Origin of the sequence: Martinezella tropici (genome assembly GCF_003287875.1) — a bacterium.
GTDB classification, from domain to species: Bacteria; Pseudomonadota; Alphaproteobacteria; order Rhizobiales; family Rhizobiaceae; genus Rhizobium; species Rhizobium tropici_C.
In genome coordinates this window covers 22,607-38,790 of the sequence record NZ_QMKK01000032.1, presented here as the reverse complement: position 1 = coordinate 38,790, position 16,184 = coordinate 22,607, and the positions used below count along the sequence as shown (strand labels likewise).

19 protein-coding genes are annotated in these 16,184 nt (G+C 58.5%); 14 read left to right on the top strand and 5 right to left on the bottom strand.

Annotated elements, in window-relative coordinates; all coding sequences use genetic code 11:
- Positions 1–19: 19 nt before the first annotated feature.
- The 6 genes from DQ393_RS12870 to DQ393_RS12845 all read left to right on the top strand — a co-directional run bounded on the left by DQ393_RS12870 (position 20) and on the right by DQ393_RS12845 (position 4,606).
- Positions 20–997: a fumarylacetoacetate hydrolase family protein gene (locus DQ393_RS12870; RefSeq protein ID WP_112342171.1), complete on the top strand. Its 978-nt coding sequence runs from the start codon at positions 20–22 to the stop codon at positions 995–997.
- Complete coding sequence (locus tag DQ393_RS12865) at positions 997–1,920, top strand: NAD-dependent epimerase/dehydratase family protein (protein ID WP_112342170.1); 924 nt, start codon at positions 997–999, stop codon at positions 1,918–1,920. Before DQ393_RS12870 ends, DQ393_RS12865 begins: the two co-directional genes overlap by 1 nt.
- 2 nt (positions 1,921–1,922) lie before the next feature.
- Positions 1,923–2,702: a cyclase family protein gene (locus DQ393_RS12860; RefSeq protein WP_112342169.1), complete on the top strand. Its 780-nt coding sequence runs from the start codon at positions 1,923–1,925 to the stop codon at positions 2,700–2,702.
- A 77-nt stretch (positions 2,703–2,779) separates the two neighbouring features.
- Entirely contained in the window at positions 2,780–3,493 is a 714-nt protein-coding gene (locus DQ393_RS12855) for a CoA transferase subunit A (protein WP_112342168.1), read from the top strand.
- Between the two features lies 1 nt (position 3,494).
- The gene (locus DQ393_RS12850) at positions 3,495–4,181 is read left to right on the top strand and encodes a 3-oxoacid CoA-transferase subunit B (protein ID WP_112342167.1); all 687 of its coding nucleotides are present in this window, start codon (positions 3,495–3,497) and stop codon (positions 4,179–4,181) included.
- 29 nt (positions 4,182–4,210) lie between these two features.
- Positions 4,211–4,606 (top strand): hypothetical protein, encoded by a 396-nt coding sequence (locus DQ393_RS12845; protein ID WP_245430337.1) that lies wholly within the window; start codon positions 4,211–4,213, stop codon positions 4,604–4,606.
- Between the two features lie 42 nt (positions 4,607–4,648).
- Here the strand turns inward: DQ393_RS12845 and DQ393_RS12840 are convergent, their stop codons facing one another.
- Positions 4,649–4,828, bottom strand: coding sequence for a LysR family transcriptional regulator (locus DQ393_RS12840; protein ID WP_112342165.1), 180 nt, complete (start codon positions 4,826–4,828; stop codon positions 4,649–4,651).
- Positions 4,829–5,103: 275 nt separating this feature from the next.
- Between DQ393_RS12840 and DQ393_RS12835 the strand changes: the two genes are divergently transcribed.
- From DQ393_RS12835 to DQ393_RS12805, 7 genes are read left to right on the top strand one after another with little or no spacing between them, the layout of a single operon-like run.
- A complete protein-coding gene (locus tag DQ393_RS12835; protein WP_112342164.1) occupies positions 5,104–6,477 on the top strand; it encodes an MFS transporter in 1,374 nt (457 codons plus the stop codon).
- Positions 6,478–6,534: 57 nt separating this feature from the next.
- Positions 6,535–6,978 (top strand): acetyl-CoA carboxylase biotin carboxyl carrier protein, encoded by a 444-nt coding sequence (locus DQ393_RS12830; protein ID WP_146758977.1) that lies wholly within the window; start codon positions 6,535–6,537, stop codon positions 6,976–6,978.
- A 28-nt stretch (positions 6,979–7,006) separates the two neighbouring features.
- Complete coding sequence (gene accC / locus DQ393_RS12825; RefSeq protein ID WP_112342162.1) at positions 7,007–8,362, top strand: acetyl-CoA carboxylase biotin carboxylase subunit; 1,356 nt, start codon at positions 7,007–7,009, stop codon at positions 8,360–8,362.
- The gene (gene pxpB / locus DQ393_RS12820) at positions 8,352–9,014 is read left to right on the top strand and encodes a 5-oxoprolinase subunit PxpB (RefSeq protein ID WP_112342161.1); all 663 of its coding nucleotides are present in this window, start codon (positions 8,352–8,354) and stop codon (positions 9,012–9,014) included. The genes accC and pxpB overlap by 11 nt, the downstream gene beginning before the upstream one ends.
- A complete protein-coding gene (locus DQ393_RS12815; RefSeq protein ID WP_112342160.1) occupies positions 9,011–9,985 on the top strand; it encodes a biotin-dependent carboxyltransferase family protein in 975 nt (324 codons plus the stop codon). Before pxpB ends, DQ393_RS12815 begins: the two co-directional genes overlap by 4 nt.
- The gene (locus tag DQ393_RS12810; protein ID WP_112342159.1) at positions 9,985–10,419 is read left to right on the top strand and encodes a hypothetical protein; all 435 of its coding nucleotides are present in this window, start codon (positions 9,985–9,987) and stop codon (positions 10,417–10,419) included. Before DQ393_RS12815 ends, DQ393_RS12810 begins: the two co-directional genes overlap by 1 nt.
- Positions 10,416–11,177, top strand: a complete 762-nt coding sequence (locus DQ393_RS12805; protein WP_112342158.1) for a LamB/YcsF family protein — start codon at positions 10,416–10,418, stop codon at positions 11,175–11,177. The genes DQ393_RS12810 and DQ393_RS12805 overlap by 4 nt, the downstream gene beginning before the upstream one ends.
- Here the strand turns inward: DQ393_RS12805 and DQ393_RS12800 are convergent, their stop codons facing one another.
- The 3 genes from DQ393_RS12800 to DQ393_RS12790 all read right to left on the bottom strand — a co-directional run bounded on the left by DQ393_RS12800 (position 11,178) and on the right by DQ393_RS12790 (position 14,052).
- A complete protein-coding gene (locus DQ393_RS12800) occupies positions 11,178–12,080 on the bottom strand; it encodes a LysR family transcriptional regulator (protein WP_112342157.1) in 903 nt (300 codons plus the stop codon).
- Positions 12,081–12,158: 78 nt separating this feature from the next.
- On the bottom strand, positions 12,159–12,809 hold the full coding sequence (locus DQ393_RS12795) for an RraA family protein (protein ID WP_112342156.1): 651 nt from the start codon (positions 12,807–12,809) through the stop codon (positions 12,159–12,161).
- 37 nt (positions 12,810–12,846) lie between these two features.
- On the bottom strand, positions 12,847–14,052 hold the full coding sequence (locus tag DQ393_RS12790) for an aminotransferase class I/II-fold pyridoxal phosphate-dependent enzyme (protein WP_112342155.1): 1,206 nt from the start codon (positions 14,050–14,052) through the stop codon (positions 12,847–12,849).
- Positions 14,053–14,385: 333 nt separating this feature from the next.
- Between DQ393_RS12790 and DQ393_RS12785 the strand changes: the two genes are divergently transcribed.
- The gene (locus DQ393_RS12785; RefSeq protein ID WP_112342154.1) at positions 14,386–15,375 is read left to right on the top strand and encodes an IS5 family transposase; all 990 of its coding nucleotides are present in this window, start codon (positions 14,386–14,388) and stop codon (positions 15,373–15,375) included.
- A gap of 153 nt (positions 15,376–15,528) precedes the next feature.
- On the opposite strand, the gene DQ393_RS12780 is transcribed toward DQ393_RS12785, so the two are convergent.
- Complete coding sequence (locus tag DQ393_RS12780; RefSeq protein ID WP_210209417.1) at positions 15,529–16,149, bottom strand: TetR/AcrR family transcriptional regulator; 621 nt, start codon at positions 16,147–16,149, stop codon at positions 15,529–15,531.
- Positions 16,150–16,184 lie beyond the last annotated feature (35 nt).

Genomic DNA, 16,184 nt, shown 5'->3' with positions numbered 1-16,184 from the left:
ACATCTTTCGGAGGTTGAAATGAAACTCGCGACCTATAAAGACGGCAGCCGTGACGGCCAGCTATGGGTGGTCTCGAAAGACCTGGCGGTGGCCGCGCCAGCGGTCGGAATAGCTTCGACGATGCTGGAAGCGGTCGAAAACTGGGACGCAGTTGCACCACGCCTCAAGGCGCTTGACGAGCGCTTGAATGCCCGCGAGGAAGCCTTCGCCACGCGTTTTGAACTGGAGCGTTGCATGGCGCCCTTGCCGCGTGCGCCGCAATGGCTCGACGCCTCCGCCTTTCTCAACCACGGCCGGTTGATGGACAAGGCTTTCGACAATCCGGTGAATCCGGATTTCGAGACCATTCCCTTGGTCTATCAGGGGGCGAGCGATGATCTGCGCGGTCCCGTCGATGACGTCGAGTTTGCTGACGACAGCCTGTCGATCGACATGGAGGGCGAATTCGGGGTGATCGTATCTGACGTTCCTATGGGGGCAAGTGCCGAACAGGCCGTCTCGCATATCCGGCTTCTGGTGCAGATCAATGACTGGTCGTTGCGCAAACTTGGTCCACGTGAGATGCGCGCCGGTTTCGGCTGGCTGCAGGCCAAGCCCTCCACGGCTTTCGCTCCACTCGCGATCACACTCGACGAAATCGCACCCTTCTGGGAAGACGCGCGGGTGAAAATGCCGCTCCATGTGGCGATTAACGGGCGCGAGGTCGGACGTGCGAACGGCGCGGAGATGCATTTTTCCTTCAGCGACATCATTGCCCATTGCGCCCGTACCCGAAAGCTGACTGCCGGCACTATCCTCGGATCAGGCACCGTCTCGAACGCGGATCGCGGTGCCGGCTCCTCATGCATTTCGGAAATCCGGGTGATCGAGCTCCTCGATCAGGGCGCGTCCGTCACGCCATTCCTCACCTGGGACGACCGGGTCCGGATGGAGGCGCGGCTTCCCGATGGATCGACCCCGTTCGGCATCATCGATCAGCGGGTGGTGAAGGCCTGATGCGCGTTCTCGTCACTGGCGCGGATGGCTTTCTGGGCTCCGGTCTCGCCCGGCGGCTTGCCAATACGGCTGCGGGCCTGAGCCGGTTAACGCTGACGGACCGCCGATTCGTCGGCAAGTCCGCCCAGATCGCGGGCGCCGATTTGATGCCCGGCGATCTGACGCAATCGGATTTTCTCGACACCCTGTTCGAACCCGGCTTTGATATTGTCTATCATCTCGCCAGTATGCCAGGCAGCCAGGCGGAGGCCGAGCAGGCGCGTGGTCACAAGATCAATTTGGTCGCGCCCTTGGATCTCGCATGGCGAACGGCAGCGAGCCGGCGCGGGGCGCGCTTCGTTTTCGCCTCCTCGATCGCCGTCTACGGCGATGTCGCTGCGGAGGTCATATCGGAGGCGACGCCGACCTCGCCGGGGTTGTCCTATGGTGCCCATAAGCTGATGACCGAGATCCTTCTAACCGACCTCGCCCGTCGGGGAGAGCTATCGGCAATCAGCCTACGCTTTCCGGGGCTTGTGGCGCGCCCACCGGCCGAAAGCGGACATGGTTCCGCCTTCATGAGCCAGATTTTTCACAACATCAGTGCAGGCGAGAATTTCTCAAGCCCGGTTCCGGCGTTGGCGCGGTGCTGGTGGATGTCCCGCGCTGCCGCGGTGGAAGCGCTTCTGCAAGCCTCCCACCTTCAATCCGATGCGCCGACCGTGCTGTTGCCCCCGGCGCTCTGCGCTTCGATGGCGGAAATGGTTCAGGCCATCGAAGCTGTCGAGGGACGACCGGCGTCGATCCAATGGGGCGACGACACACGGCTGACCCGTCTGTTCGGGGCGATGCCTGATATCGACGCTTCGCTGGCGCGCAGCCTCGGCATTGCCGGAGACGCCGATCTTCAATCGCTGGCCCGCGCGGCCATATCTGGAGACTAACCATGAAAATCGTCGATCTGTCCGTCGCCATCGACAACGAGACGCCCGCCGATCCACCCGGGCTCGGACCAAAAATTGTCTATTCCGATCATCAGGCCGGCACAGAAGAGGTGATGCGCTTCTTTCCGGGCCTTGACCGGGCAGACTTGCCGGGAGCGGAAGGTTGGGCGGTGGAGCAACTGACGCTGACGGCGCATGCAGGCACGCATCTCGACGCGCCCTGGCACTTCGCCTCGACCATGAATGGTGGCGAGCGAGCCTGGACGATTGACGAAGTTCCGCTGGATTGGTGCATCCGCCCCGGCGTCAAGCTCGATCTTCGTCATCTGCCGGATGGTCATGTCGCCACCGCCGACGAAATCCGCGCCGCCGTCGAAGCAACTGGCGCTCCCCTAAAAGCCTCTGACATCGTCCTCGTCAACACCTCCGCCGGCGCAGCCTACGGGCGGCCGGATTATATCGGCCGGGGCTGCGGCATCGGCCGTGAAGCGACCCTCTGGCTTTTGTCGCAAGGCGTGCATATCACCGGCACCGACGCGTGGTCCTGGGATGCACCGTTTCCCATCACCGCCAAGCGCTTCGCTGCCACCGGAAACGCCGGTCTGATCTGGGAAGGCCACAAAGCAGGGCGAGACGGCGTCTTTCTGCATATGGAAAAGCTAACTTGTCTCGATCAACTGCCGGCGCGCGGCTTCACAATCTCGTGCCTGCCGGTCAAGATTCGTGGCGGCTCGGCCGGATGGTGCCGGGCGGTGGCAATGTTGACAGAAAATGGAAGCTGATGATCGACGTTAAAGCATCGCAGCCAGATCCTGTCTTTTGGGAACGTCCCATTGGAGCGCGATCTTACGGAGGAAAAATGAAGAAGACGTGCGTCAATGCGACAGAAGCTCTGGCCGGCAAGCTACACGACGGAATGACAATAATGTCCGGGGGCTTTGGGTTATGCGGCATACCCGTCACACTCATTGAGGCTGTCCGCCTGTCCGGCGCCAGGAACCTCACGGTCATTTCGAATAATGCCGGGGTTGACGGTTACGGTTTGGGTACCCTCCTTGAAACGCGACAGGTACGGAAGATGATCTCCTCCTACGTTGGCGAGAACAAGCTCTTTGCCCAGCAGTATCTGGCTGGCGAACTCGAGATCGAGTTCAATCCCCAAGGAACCCTTGCCGAAAGAATCCGCGCTGGCGGTGCGGGGATCCCGGCTTTCTATACGAAAACAGGTGTAGGCACCCTTGTCGCGGAGGGGAAGGAGTGCCGACGTTTTGGCGATGACGATTACATTCTGGAGACCGGGCTTGTGGCTGACATCGCCCTGATCCACGCATGGAAGTCGGATCACGAAGGCAATTTGATTTACCGCAAGACAGCCCGCAACTTCAATCCGATGATGGCGACTGCGGCCCGCATGACAGTTGCAGAGGTGGAACTTCTGGTGCCCGACGGCAGCTTGGACCCAGACGCTGTCCATACCTCGGGTATTTTCGTGAATAAGATCGTTCATGTGATGGATTTGGAGAAGCGGATCGAGCAGCGCACGGTGCGTTCCCGCGAGATGGAGATCGGTTGACATGCCCTGGACACGTGAACAGATGGCGGCGCGGGCCGCGAAAGAATTGCAAGATGGCTTCTATGCTAACCTTGGCATCGGCATTCCCACATTGGTGGCCAACTTCATTCCCGACGGACTGGAGGTCACCCTCCAGAGCGAAAACGGCATGCTGGGGATGGGGCCTTTTCCTTTTGAGGGAGAGGAAGATGCAGACCTCATCAATGCCGGCAAGCAAACCATTACGGCTCTGCCAAAGACAAGCTTTTTTTCCTCAGCGGATAGCTTCGCCATGATCAGAGGTGGACATATTGACCTTTCGATTCTGGGTGCGATGCAAGTGTCTCAAAGTGGCGATCTCGCCAATTGGATGATTCCGGGCAAAATGGTGAAAGGTATGGGCGGAGCCATGGACCTGGTTGCTGGGGTCAAGCGGGTTGTCGTCGTCATGGAACATGAAGCCAAGGGAAAGTCTAAGCTTCTCAAGGAATGCACTCTTCCGTTGACCGGCCACCGGGTTATCGATCTCGTCATCACTGACCTCGCCGTTTTCGAAGTCGCGAGGAGGGGGCCGCCCAAGATGGCGCTCGTCGAGATTGCCGAAGGGGTCACCCTTGCGGAAATCAGAAGCAAGACCGAGGCAGAGTTCGAGGTCCAGTTGCATACGGACCGGCCGGTGCCCTGCGCCGAGCCTTCGTGGGTTGCGTAACGTTCGTCGGCAAGCTTAGAACGGCGCATTTGCGAACCTCGCTGCCGGTAATCTCGGCAACTGCTATCGTCAGCGCGGTGGATCGTGCCGGTGTCATCTCCGCCGATGTGCACGAACTTCTCCTTGGCCAGGTCCTGGCGGCAGGGGAGGGACGGAACCCAGTGCGCCGCGCGGCAAAAGATGTCCGAATGCCAGACGAGGCCAACGGCGAGCCGGATGCCACGATCGTCACCCATTCTCTTGCTGAAACTGAACAGGCGCTCAGCGGCCACGCTTGGCGGGACGACCGGGAGTATTCCGCTTATGCCGAGTGCGTGTCGGCCATCAAGCACCATCTGCGCAACTGCGCCAAGAGCTTCTATATGCAAGCGCAGCGTGTCGATCTGAATCACTGTTTGAAACCGGCGAGGGCATCGGTGAGGTAGCCTTGCGGGAGCATGACGTCGATGACGATGGAAAGCTCGGGCTCAAGCCCGGCGGAAAAAGCTCCTGGCCTTCGCCTCCGATCGATCGGCGTCGTCGACCAGCTGCCGGGCATCTTTGAGCAGGTTGGCACCCTGGGGTGTCAACTGCGGGAAGCGACCGACACGCTCAAACAATGGCGCGCCTAACTGTTCCTCCAGATTGGAGATCGACTGGCTGACCATCGACTGCGCTCACCCAGAACACGTCCTGCAGCTGTGCAGGCTGCCTTGACCGGCGGCGGCGATCAAGGTGCGCAAGTTCAAGCTATCGAGAGAAACGCCATCAAACAATTTCTGGCTATCTAGCGCTAGACATTCGTGTAGCACAATTTCATCGCCAACTCGAAGAATGTCCTTCACATTCCTAAAAGCGATAATCCGAGATGCGTTAATATCGCTTTTTCTTGCGATTGGGTTTTGTCATTCTTTCCCCATAATTATAGACGGGGAACAAACCGATGCAAACCGCCACAGTCTCACAGCGTCTGGATAGGCTGCCAATTCTGCCCTTCCATAAAAGAATTCTGATGCTCGTCGGAGCCGGCCTCTTTTTCGATGCCTTCGACATCTATCTCGCGAACTCCGTCCTCGGCGCCCTCGTTCAGGATGGATGGTCGACGGTCGACAAGAACGCCGCATTTCTTTCGGCCACCGCATTCGGCATGCTCTTAGGCTCTGTCATGGCCGGCATCCTCGGTGACCGTTACGGTCGCAAGTTTACCTACCAGTTCAATCTTCTGGTTTTTGGTCTGTCGTCGATCGCCTGCGCATTCATGCCGACGATGGAATGGCTTATCGGAGCGCGCTTCGTGACCGGTATCGGTCTGGGTGCAGAGCTTGTTATCGGTTATGGACTGTTGAGCGAATTTGTACCGCCAAGCCATCGCGGTCGCTGGGCTGCATTGCTCTCCTGCATCGCTCAATTCGGCCTCTTTGCTGCGACGCTGACAAGCTGGATCGTCATCCCATTACTTGGCTGGCGGGCGATGTTCATCATCGCCGGCGTAGGTGGGCTCATCGTCTTCATTGCCCGCAAGAATATTCCCGAGTCTCCACGTTGGTTGGAACGGAACGGCAAGCAGGCGGAAGCCGATGCGATCGTTACCAAGATCGAATCCGAAACAAGTGTCGGAAAACTTGCCCCTATCGCTCCTTCCCAGCAAGCAGCCTCCCTCGGTAAGATCAATCCTCTCGCAGCCCGTTTCCACAAGCCGCTAGCGATTGGCGCCGTGACGCAAATCGTACAGAGCGCTGCCATCTATGGCTTCATCGCTCTTCTTCCCACCTTCCTTGCCAAGCAAGGCATTCCGATCAACAAGTCGCTCGGTCAGTCCGTTCTCATGACCTTTGGCGGTCCTGCCGGTGCGCTTGCCGCCTATTTCTTGACGGACCGCATTGGTCGCAAGCCCGCGATCATCGGAGCTTCGGTTCTTGGTGCCATCATCGGTCCATGCTTCGCCCTGGTACAATCGCAGGAGATCGCTACCGCACTCGGCTTCCTGATGTTCGGCTTGGTGTACTTCCTCGTCTCTGTCATCCAGGCTGGATATCTGCCGGAACTGTTCCCAACAGAAGTACGCATGCGCCTGACCAGCTGGGCAGTCATAGCGGGCCGCCTGACCTCGATTGGCATACCCTTTGTTTCGGTTTATCTCGTCCAGTCCGGTGGTCTGTTGGCAGTCGTAGGCACGGTAGCAGCGCTGCTTGTCGTCCAAGCCGTGATGATCGCAACGCTTGCCGTGGAAACCAACCGTAAGAGCCTCGAAGAGATCGATGCCGATACGCTGGATGGTTCGTCAACGGCGCCCGCTGCCCACCGTAAAGCCATCTGACAAATATTTAAATGAAGGCGTCGTTATGCACGCGGCGCCTTTTTGACAGGTGATGAAATGAACTTCGAACAGATTAGAGCCCTTATCAAGGCGTTGGACGAAGCTGCCGTTTCCGAATTGGAATACAGCGAGGGAAACGTTCGCCTGAGGATCGTGAAGCAGGCAGCTTCCAATACAAACGGATACGCGTCGGCAGAGAGTTACACGACCGCGGCCGCGCAAGAGGTAGAATCTGTTCCGCCCAACACCCCTTCTCGCAGCAACAATAACATGGTGGAAGCGCCGTTGCCCGGCGTATTCTATCGCTCTGCAAGCCCCGGCGAGCCGCCATTCGTGGAGGCGGGTGCCAAGGTTACCCAAGGTCAGACATTGGCGTTGATTGAGGCAATGAAGATGTTGACGCCCGTGAAGGCGACTGAAGACGGCGACGTTTCCGCTGTCCTTGTGGAAAATGGTGTCTCGGTTGAAGCTGGCGCCGCATTGTTTGAAATCGCATCGTGACCGTTCTTCCGGTTAGGGAATAAGGCTAATGCTGAAGAGGGTTCTTATCGCGAACCGAGGTGAGATTGCCGTTCGCATTCAACGCGCGTGCCGGGTTCTGGGCATCGAGTCCGTCCAGATTTTTTCCGATGCGGATCGAGATGCGCCTTACGCGAAGAGCGCGAGTCTGAGCCTCTGCATCGGCCCGGCGCCGGCAAGGGATAGCTATCTCAACATCGCGAAAATACTACAGGCCGCCGAACTCATTGGGGCAGATGCTGTCCATCCCGGCTATGGGTTCCTTTCGGAGAACGCGGCCTTTTCGAAAGCCGTGGAGGAGGCTGGTCTGGCCTTCATCGGCCCCAAAGCTGCCTCGATCGAAACCATGGGCGATAAGATCGCGGCCAAGCGGGCGATGAAGGCGGCTGGTGTTCCTTGCGTCCCCGGCGGCGACGAAGCACTGCCGGACGATATGATCCGTTGTGCTCACATGGCAGATGAGATCGGGTATCCGGTTATAATCAAGGCAGCTGGTGGCGGTGGTGGACGCGGTATGCGGATCGTCCGATCCGCCAACGAACTCGCTGAAGCCATCGTCACCACGCGAGAAGAAGCGGGACGCGCATTCGGCAATCCCGCCGTCTACATGGAGAAATTTCTCCAAGCCCCGCGCCACGTGGAAATTCAGGTGCTGGCGGACAATCACGGCAATGCTGTCTGGCTTGGCGAGCGCGATTGCTCATTACAGCGCCGTCACCAGAAGGTCGTCGAAGAAGCTCCCGCACCGGGCATTTCGCGCAATTTGATCGCGGAAGTCGGCGAGCGCTGCGCAGCCGCCTGCCGCAGCATCGGCTACTCCGGGGCAGGGACCTTTGAGTTTCTTTACGAAAACGGAGCTTTCTACTTCATCGAGATGAACACCCGCGTTCAGGTGGAGCATCCGGTAACGGAAGCCGTCACGGGCATCGATATCGTCGCCTGGCAAATCCGTATCGCAGGCGGCGAGCGCCTCAGCTTCGAACAAAAGGACATCGCTCGGCAGGGACATGCGATCGAATGCAGGATCAATGCGGAAGATCCCTACACTTTCCGCCCCAGTCCCGGCCGTATCCAGCACTGGCATGCGCCAGGCGGGCCAGGCATCCGTGTGGACACCCATGTGGAAAGCGGTTACGTCGTGCCGCCGCATTACGATAGCATGATCGGAAAGATCATTGCCCATGGTGAAAGTCGTGACGAGGCGATTGCGCGCATGAAGGCAGCACTCGGGGAGGCCGTTCTTGACGGCATCACGTGCAACATCCCGCTGCATCGTGATATCATGGCCAACCCGGATTTCGTCGCCGGCAATCTCGGTATCCACCACCTCGAACATTGGCTGGAGACGCGCCGCCATGACGATTGAGCCCCTCAAGCTGAGCTGGATGGGCGAGCAGGCCATTCTCTGCGACACTGGACACGCAGCGATCGATCTCAAACTGCAGGAACGGTTCTGGGCGCTTGCCGAGCAACTGAAGGGCCGCGCTTTCGTGCGGGAAGTCGTGCCCGGCATGAACAACCTGCTCGTCATGATCGATCCAGCCGCTATCGGTGAGGCTGAGGCGTTGAAGGATATCGAGACCTGCTGGAACGGGCTTCGTGTGTATAGCGTCGCTGGTCGGGAGATCGAGGTGCCGGTGCATTACGGCGGAGAGCATGGGATCGACCTTGGTCATGTCGCCGAGGTCGTCGGACTTTCGCCGGAGGACTATGTCCGCCGGCACAGCGAAGGCCGCTACACGGTATTCAACCTCGGCAGCCAACCGGGTTTCGGCTATTTGGCGGGCCTTGATCTGTCACTTGCCGTGCCGCGCCGCAAAATGCCGCGGACGCGGGTGGAAGCAGGGTCAGTCGTGATCGGCGGCGCGCAGGCGGGGGTCATTTCCAAGACGTCGCCTTCCGGCTGGCACATAATCGGCAAGACGGATCTGAGATTTTTCGATCCTGCCGCTTCGTCCCCGGCGCTTCTGGCACCGGGTGACGTCATCCGCTTTTGCATTGAGAGTTTGAAACCATGATCGAGATCGTCACACCCGGCCCGCTGGCGACGGTCCAGGACCTTGGTCGCCATGGCTATTATGATATCGGCGTCGGCTTTTGTGGCGCCATGGATCCGCTCGCGCTTATCATCGCCAATAGGCTTGTCGACAATGACGATGGAGCGGCTGCGATCGAATTCACGATCGGCTCGTTCGAAATCCGCTTCGAACAGGATACCGCCTTCGCTTTGGCCGGCGCCGATTGTGCCGTAAAGCTGGACAGTGTCGAAATTCCACCCTTCTGGTCTGCTCACGCCAAGGCGGGGCAGGTTCTCAAGGCAACCGCTCCACGGCATGGCATGCGAACTTATCTCGCGATCGCCGGCGGACTTGTCGTGGAGCCGGTTCTCGGCTCCCGCAGCACTGATATGAAGGGGGGCTTCGGTGGTCTTGGCGGACGTCCCCTTAAAGCTGGAGACCGGCTACCGCTCACGACGCCGGCTACCTTGCCGATCGCTTCCGATTTCGGTCTCGATCCGCGCGCGCTCTCATCCTTCTACGAGGCCGGCTATCCTGACGAAGTTTCCGTGCGCTTTCTCGCTGCGGCCGAATACTCGTCCTTCGAGGACACGGCGCTCAATTTGTTTCGAGACGAGGCCTGGACCATCCAACCGGATAGCAACCGTATCGGTTATCGTCTGGCTGGACCGGTCCTGGACCTGAAAGCCAAGCTGGAACTGCGCTCACACGGCATCATGCCTGGTACGATCCAGGTGCCACCGTCGGGCCAACCCGTCATCCAGCTCAGTGATGCCAATACCTGCGGCGGATACCCAAAGATCGGCGTTGTCATTGCGGCTGATCTCTGGCGCTTGGGCCAGGCAAGGCTAGGCGGCAAGCTGCGCTTTGTCGAGGTCTCCCGCCAAGAGGCAATCGGGGCACTTTGCGACCGGAATGCTGGCATGGCGGCGGTGTTTTCGCAAATCGGCAAGAGCAGGAAGGCATTGTAATGGCTAACGGCAAGGAACTGAAGCTGCTCGATAATGCCGAGCTTGTCTCACTTGCTCGCTATGCGTCAGAACATGGCGTCTCCGAGCTGGAGTGGTGCGATGGTGAGGCGAGGATATCGCTAAAGCTCAAGCCGGCGAGCCGCAAATTCCGAGCGGCTTCGACCAAAGGGACTCAACCCGAACAGCCTCGCTCGGAAGCAGTCCATGCGCCGAGTTTCGGCGAGTTTCATCAGCCGGAAAACCTGTTGATCGGCGACGGAATGGTGGTGAATGAGGGGCAGATTCTTGGGTTTGTCCGGCTCGGACCAGTTATGAAGGCCATTCGCGCTCCACAACGCGGAACTCTAAAAAGCTGCGGATACCGCGAGAAGGCACTGGTCGGTTACGGCGACGTGGTTTTTCTAATCACTCCACAACAAGGTAGTGCGCGATGAAGATCGATATCAATTCCGACCTCGGTGAAGGTTTCGGCATCTACAGCGCTGCCGACGACGAGAGCATTCTGTCTCTGGTGTCCTCCGCCAATGTGGCTTGTGGCTATCACGCTGGCGATCCGGTGGTCATGGATCGCACCGTGCAGTTGGCGCTAAAGAACAATGTCGATGTCGGCGCACACGTTGGCTATCCCGATCGGCAGGGCTTCGGCCGCCGAAACATGGCGTTCTCGCCGCGCGAGCTTGAATTGATGACGCTCTATCAGCTCGGTGCGTTGACAGCCGTCGCGGATGCCGCCGGGCATCGGCTGACCCACGCCAACTTCCACGGCGCGCTCGGCAATCTTTCCTTCGTGGATGCCGATGTCGCCGATGCTTTGCTCAAAGCCGTCCGGACCTTCAATCGCGACCTCATATTCGTGGCCTTGCCGAATACGGAGGCGGAAAAGGCGGCCCGAATCCACGGACTGAACGTTGTAAATTCGTTCTTGGCCGACCGGGCCTATGACGAACGGGGCCTGCTGGTCTCTCGTGGGAAGCAGGGCTCGATCGTAAAAGACCCAGTGAAGATCCGCGAGCGGATCATCCGCCTGTTACAGGATGGGACGGTGGTGACCGTGGATGGGCAGGAGATCAAGATGTCTGTCCAGTCAATCCTCGTCCACAGCGATACGCCGGGCGCCGTACAGCTTGGCGAAACCATACGCTCAGCCGTTCTGGAAGCGGGTGCCGAGATCGTCTCCCTGTCCCGGCTTTGACTATGCTGGCAGGAAGAAGGTTTCGAAATTGCAGCATTGCTCGGCAAAACCGGCAACTGATTTCTTGAAGTCCGAGCTACGGTCTGTTCGATATAGCACGGCATACCGCACGTGCGGCAGCCGGGTCTTCATCGGCAGGCGTCGCAAGCGGCCGTCTTTGACAAGCTTTGCCGTGACTGGTACCGGCAGGTAACTCACCCCAAGGCCTGACACGGTGAAGCCAATCTGTGCCACGAGACTTTCACAGTGAATAGTCTTCGAGGGAGCGACCTCATGGCTCGACAGCCAACGGCCATACACAAGTCCGGTACCTGATCTACTGCCTTGGACAAGCATGGTAAAATTAACCAGCTCAGTCATGGAAAGCTCTTCTTCCCCCTTATAGAGGCTTGGAGCGGCCATCCATGCGTTTTCGACCGCCTTGAGAGGCACGGTGACGCAGCGAGAATCGTTGAAGACGTCGGGAATGACAATCATATCGATCGTGTCGTCCATCAACCGATCGAACAGTGTGGCACTGAGCTCGACTTCAGGCTCAATGCTGACGCGCGGGTATTCGGTCTTGATCATACCAACAAGGCCGGGAAGCCATGTCATTGCCGTGAGCTCGGTTACGCCAATGCGGAAACGCCTCAGGAGGACCTGACTGGAACTGACTCGTTCGACGAATTGATCGCGCTCTTCCAGGAGGCGCTTGGCGTAATCGAGTACTTCCGCGCCCTTTTCCGTCAATCTCGCGGTACGCTTGGTGCGGTCGAAAATCTCGACGTTGAACTGTTGCTCGAGTTCCTGAACCCTCTTCGAGACGGCGGATTGCGTCGTATTGAGCTTCGCGGCCGCTGCTGCGAAGCTCCCGAGATCGGCTATCCAGTAAATTGCTTCAAGCTGTTTGAAGGTAATCACGCGGGCTGCGTTCCAATCCAGTCAGATAAAGATCGTACACACCTTCACGTATCAGCAAAATCCGTCAATCGTCAAAAATCAAGGTGATGCTGGCGTTCCGTAAGCGCCGGTATAAGTTCCTTGGCGAATGCTGCGCAGGATGTCTTCTTCTTTTTGCTCCTGCGCATGGACAGCCTTCAGAAGTTCGACAGCAACTGCCTGCGGAAAGGCAACAATGCCGTCCTCGTCTCCCACGACGATATCTCCCGGTTCGATCACAAAGCCGCCGATCGCAACTGGTACGTTGATCTCGCCTGGGCCGTTTTTGTAGGGTCCGCGATGGATGGCGGCGCGGGCAAACACCGGAAATTCCGATTTCGCCAAGGCTCCGGCATCGCGGATCGCGCCGTCTATCACCATGCCGGCCGCGCCTCGTGTTTGCGCAATCGTTGCCATGATCTCGCCGATGAGAGCACGGTTGGTTTCGCCGTCACCATCTACGACGACGACATCGCCAGGACGAACAAGATCGAGCGCCTTGTGGATCAGCAGGTTGTCGCCTGCGGCTACACGAACTGTCAAAGCAGTTCCGGCCATCGTGCCATTGACCTTATGAAAAGGTCGAACACCGATGACGCCCGGAAGTCGAGCGAGGTTGTCGCTTATAATTGCAGTCGAGGACTTGGCATAGGCTGAGATGAGCTCGGCATCTGCCTGCGGCGCGCTTGGGAGTATCCGGTTTCCGATCATTGAAATTCTTTCTGGATTGAGTGCGACACGACGCTGCTCAGCGAAGAGCCTTGACCGCTGCCACGATAGCTTGACTTCCGGACTCGACGACTTGCATGGAGGCCGCGAAGGAAAGCCGAAGATAGGGGGAAACGCCGTAAGCTGACCCGTCTAGAACGGCCACCTTGGCCTGCTCCAGAAGGTAGAGGGAGACATCACGATCGGTGCGCAATTCCTTACCGCCAGGCGTCTTTTTGCCGATCAAATTGGCGACGGACATAAACAAATAGAAAGCCCCGGAAGGCGCACGGGGCGACAAGCCCGGCGCATCCGACAGGATCTCGACCATTCGGTCGCGACGGCTTCGATACATTGCGGTCGCTTCACGCACGCAAGCCTGATCGCCCATCAGCGCTGCGACCGCGGCGGCCTGACTGATCGAGCTTGCGCACGTTGTGCTCTGGCTTAACATCTTGACGACCACGTCGATCAGCGCCTTTGGGCCTGCGACGTAGCCGACGCGCCATCCAGTCATGGCGTAGGCCTTGGACATGCCGTTGATGATGATTGCTCGATCAAAAAGTGACGGCACGACTTCAATAAGGCTCGGCGCGCGTTCGTCGTGATAGGAAAGATACTCGTAAATCTCATCCGTCATCACCCACACGTGGGGATGGCGCCGCAGAACCTCGCCCAGAGCCGAAAGCTCGTCACGGGAATAGATGGCGCCGGACGGGTTATTCGGCGTGTTGAGAACGAGCCAGCGGGTCTTTTCGGTAATTGCCGCTTCAAGCGCATCTGGCGTTAGTTTGAAATCTACCTCTTCGCCACAAATTATGACCACAGGCTTGCCACCGTGCAGAGTCGTTAAGTCGGGGTAGGATACCCAGTAGGGAGCCGGCACTATCACTTCGTCACCTTCGTTGAGCGTCGCCGAAAAGACTTCGAAAATTAATTGTTTGGCGCCGCAGCCAACAGCAATATTCTCGGGCTTGGCCGGTAACCCTTTTTCCCGGTTGATATGGGCGGCAATGGCGGCGCGGAGCGCTGGCGTCCCGGCAGACGGGGTATAGTGGGTGTCCCCTGCTTTCATCGCAGCAACTGCAGCCTCAACAATATGAGCAGGGGTTGGAATATCCGGTTCACCGATCGTCAAGTCCACGATCTTGTGTCCTTGCGCCTGCAGATCCAAGACCATTTTCTTGGCCGCGATACTGGCAGAAGGCTTCAGTGCAATCGCGCGATTTGATATTTGAAGAGACATTGTGTTTGCCTTGGCTGTCGATGTCTCAAAAAGCTATGGCTTAAGCAAGTTCAAGAAAAGCGATTAATAGTCATGCAATTTAGTTCCTGAAAGGAATATAATAGATGCAAACGCCAAGTTCCGCTCTGGGCATACCAGTTGGACAACGCGCCAGCGACAAACGCGTAAACCGGTCTGGTTGCTCGAAAAATGCCTATGCTCAATGTGTAACAGCCAACATATCCTCGATCTCATTCCATTGCAGGAGCAACTCATCACGGCGTTGGTGCGCGGATCGTTAAATGCGGTGTCGTATGTGGTCGGCTATCGCAATAATCGGTCTGTCCCACAACGATGCCTTTCAAACACAACGCCTGCCGCCGCCATCGTATCGGCAAGATGAAGTTCAAGGTCACGAACTGGGCGGAATACGAAGCTGGTCTTCGTCGGCGTGGCAGCCTGACGCTTTGGATGACGCCGGAGGCGGTGTCGTCCTGGCAAGCGCCGAAGCGTACGACCCGCGGTGGCCAGCCGCGCTACTCCGATCTGGCGATCGAGACTGCCCTGACGCTGGGACTGGTGTTCGGCTTGCGGCTGCGGCAGGCCGAAGGCTTCTTGACCTCCGTGCTGAAGCTGATTGGGCTGGATCTCGCCGTTCCCGACCACACGACCCTGAGCCGTCGTGCAAATAAACCGAGAGCGTGGAACAAGCGGTACGATGATCGCATCCCGGAGAAAGGGCCTGTCCACGTCCTGATCGATAGCACAGGGCTGCAAGTTTACGGCGCTGGCCAATGGCTGGAGGAAAAGCATGGTGTCAAATCCCGTAGGGCTTGGCGGAAACTGCATCTGGCGCTGGATGCCGACAGCTCTGACATCATCGCTCACGTTATGACGGACCGGGATGCCGGCGACGCCTCGCAGGTGGAGCCGCTGCTCGATCAGATTGACATGCCGATCCGGCAGTTCATGGCCGATGGCGCCCATGAGGGTGAGCCGACCTACGACGCCGTCACCAGGCATAGCGCCGATGCTGCCGTGGTTATCCCGCCGCGCGCCAATGCGGTGGAACGTCAGCATGACGATCCCACCAATCAACGAAACCAACATATCGCGACGATCAACGCCGATGGCCGGATGAAGTGGCAGGCCGCCACCGGCTACGGCAAACGCTCATTGGTCGAGACCACGATCGGTCGCTACAAATCCATCATCGGCCGCCGGTTGCGGGCGCGCTCATTCGTAGCACAGCAGACGGAGGTCGCCATCGGCTGCGCTATCCTCAATCGAATGCTGGCATGCGCACGCCTGAAATCCGTCCGGCTCAAGTTCGCTATCGCATAGCCGTAGCATCAAAGACGGAAATTCGCTCTTTCCGTGACCCATGCACCAACGCCGTAGATCTCAGTTCGCAGGAAGCGGAGCCAGTCTTCCATGATGTTAGTGATTCTGGTTGGCCGAATGCTAGCCAGTTCGCATACGCAGCATACCCTTCTGTCAGAAGGTGAAAGCCTCTAGGCCCGCGATCATCAGGTCCAGCCCAAATGCGAACTCCTCCTCGAGTGGCACCGGCAGTTCATCCGCTAAGGCGTAGGTTGCGGGGAAGGCGGCTCGATCCAGCTGATGGAAGGCTGCGGATTGTGCGGCGTCCTGCCGGCCGACTTGGATCGCGAATCCGAGGACAAAGCGCGCGAGGGTCGCATAGGCGCGCGCCGCGAGAGGGGGCGCAAACCCGTTGTCTAGCATCATGGCCAGGCAGCGTTCACGCAGGACCATCGCATGGGGTCCGTTCGGTGTCGCCTCGAGCAGAAGCTGAGCCACCCCGCGGTGCTGGCCCAGAACAGCGAACATGCGTCGCGCCAACGAGCGACATGCCTGTCGCCAGTCCGTTTGCGGGAAGGGTAAAGCAAAAAGCTCCGCTTCCTTGAACACGTAGTCAACGATCTGCAGGACCAGATCCGCCCGGCTCTCAAAGTGCCGGTAGAGCATGGCTGTACTGGAATTGAGTTCACTGGCGAGGCGCCGCATCGTGAGGGCTTGCGTACCCTCCTCGTCTGCGATCCTTAGCGCTGCGCTCAATATGCGATCGAGCGGAATGGCGGGGCGGCCTGAAGGCAATTTGATCCTTACTCCGGATATCAAGAACGAGTCGG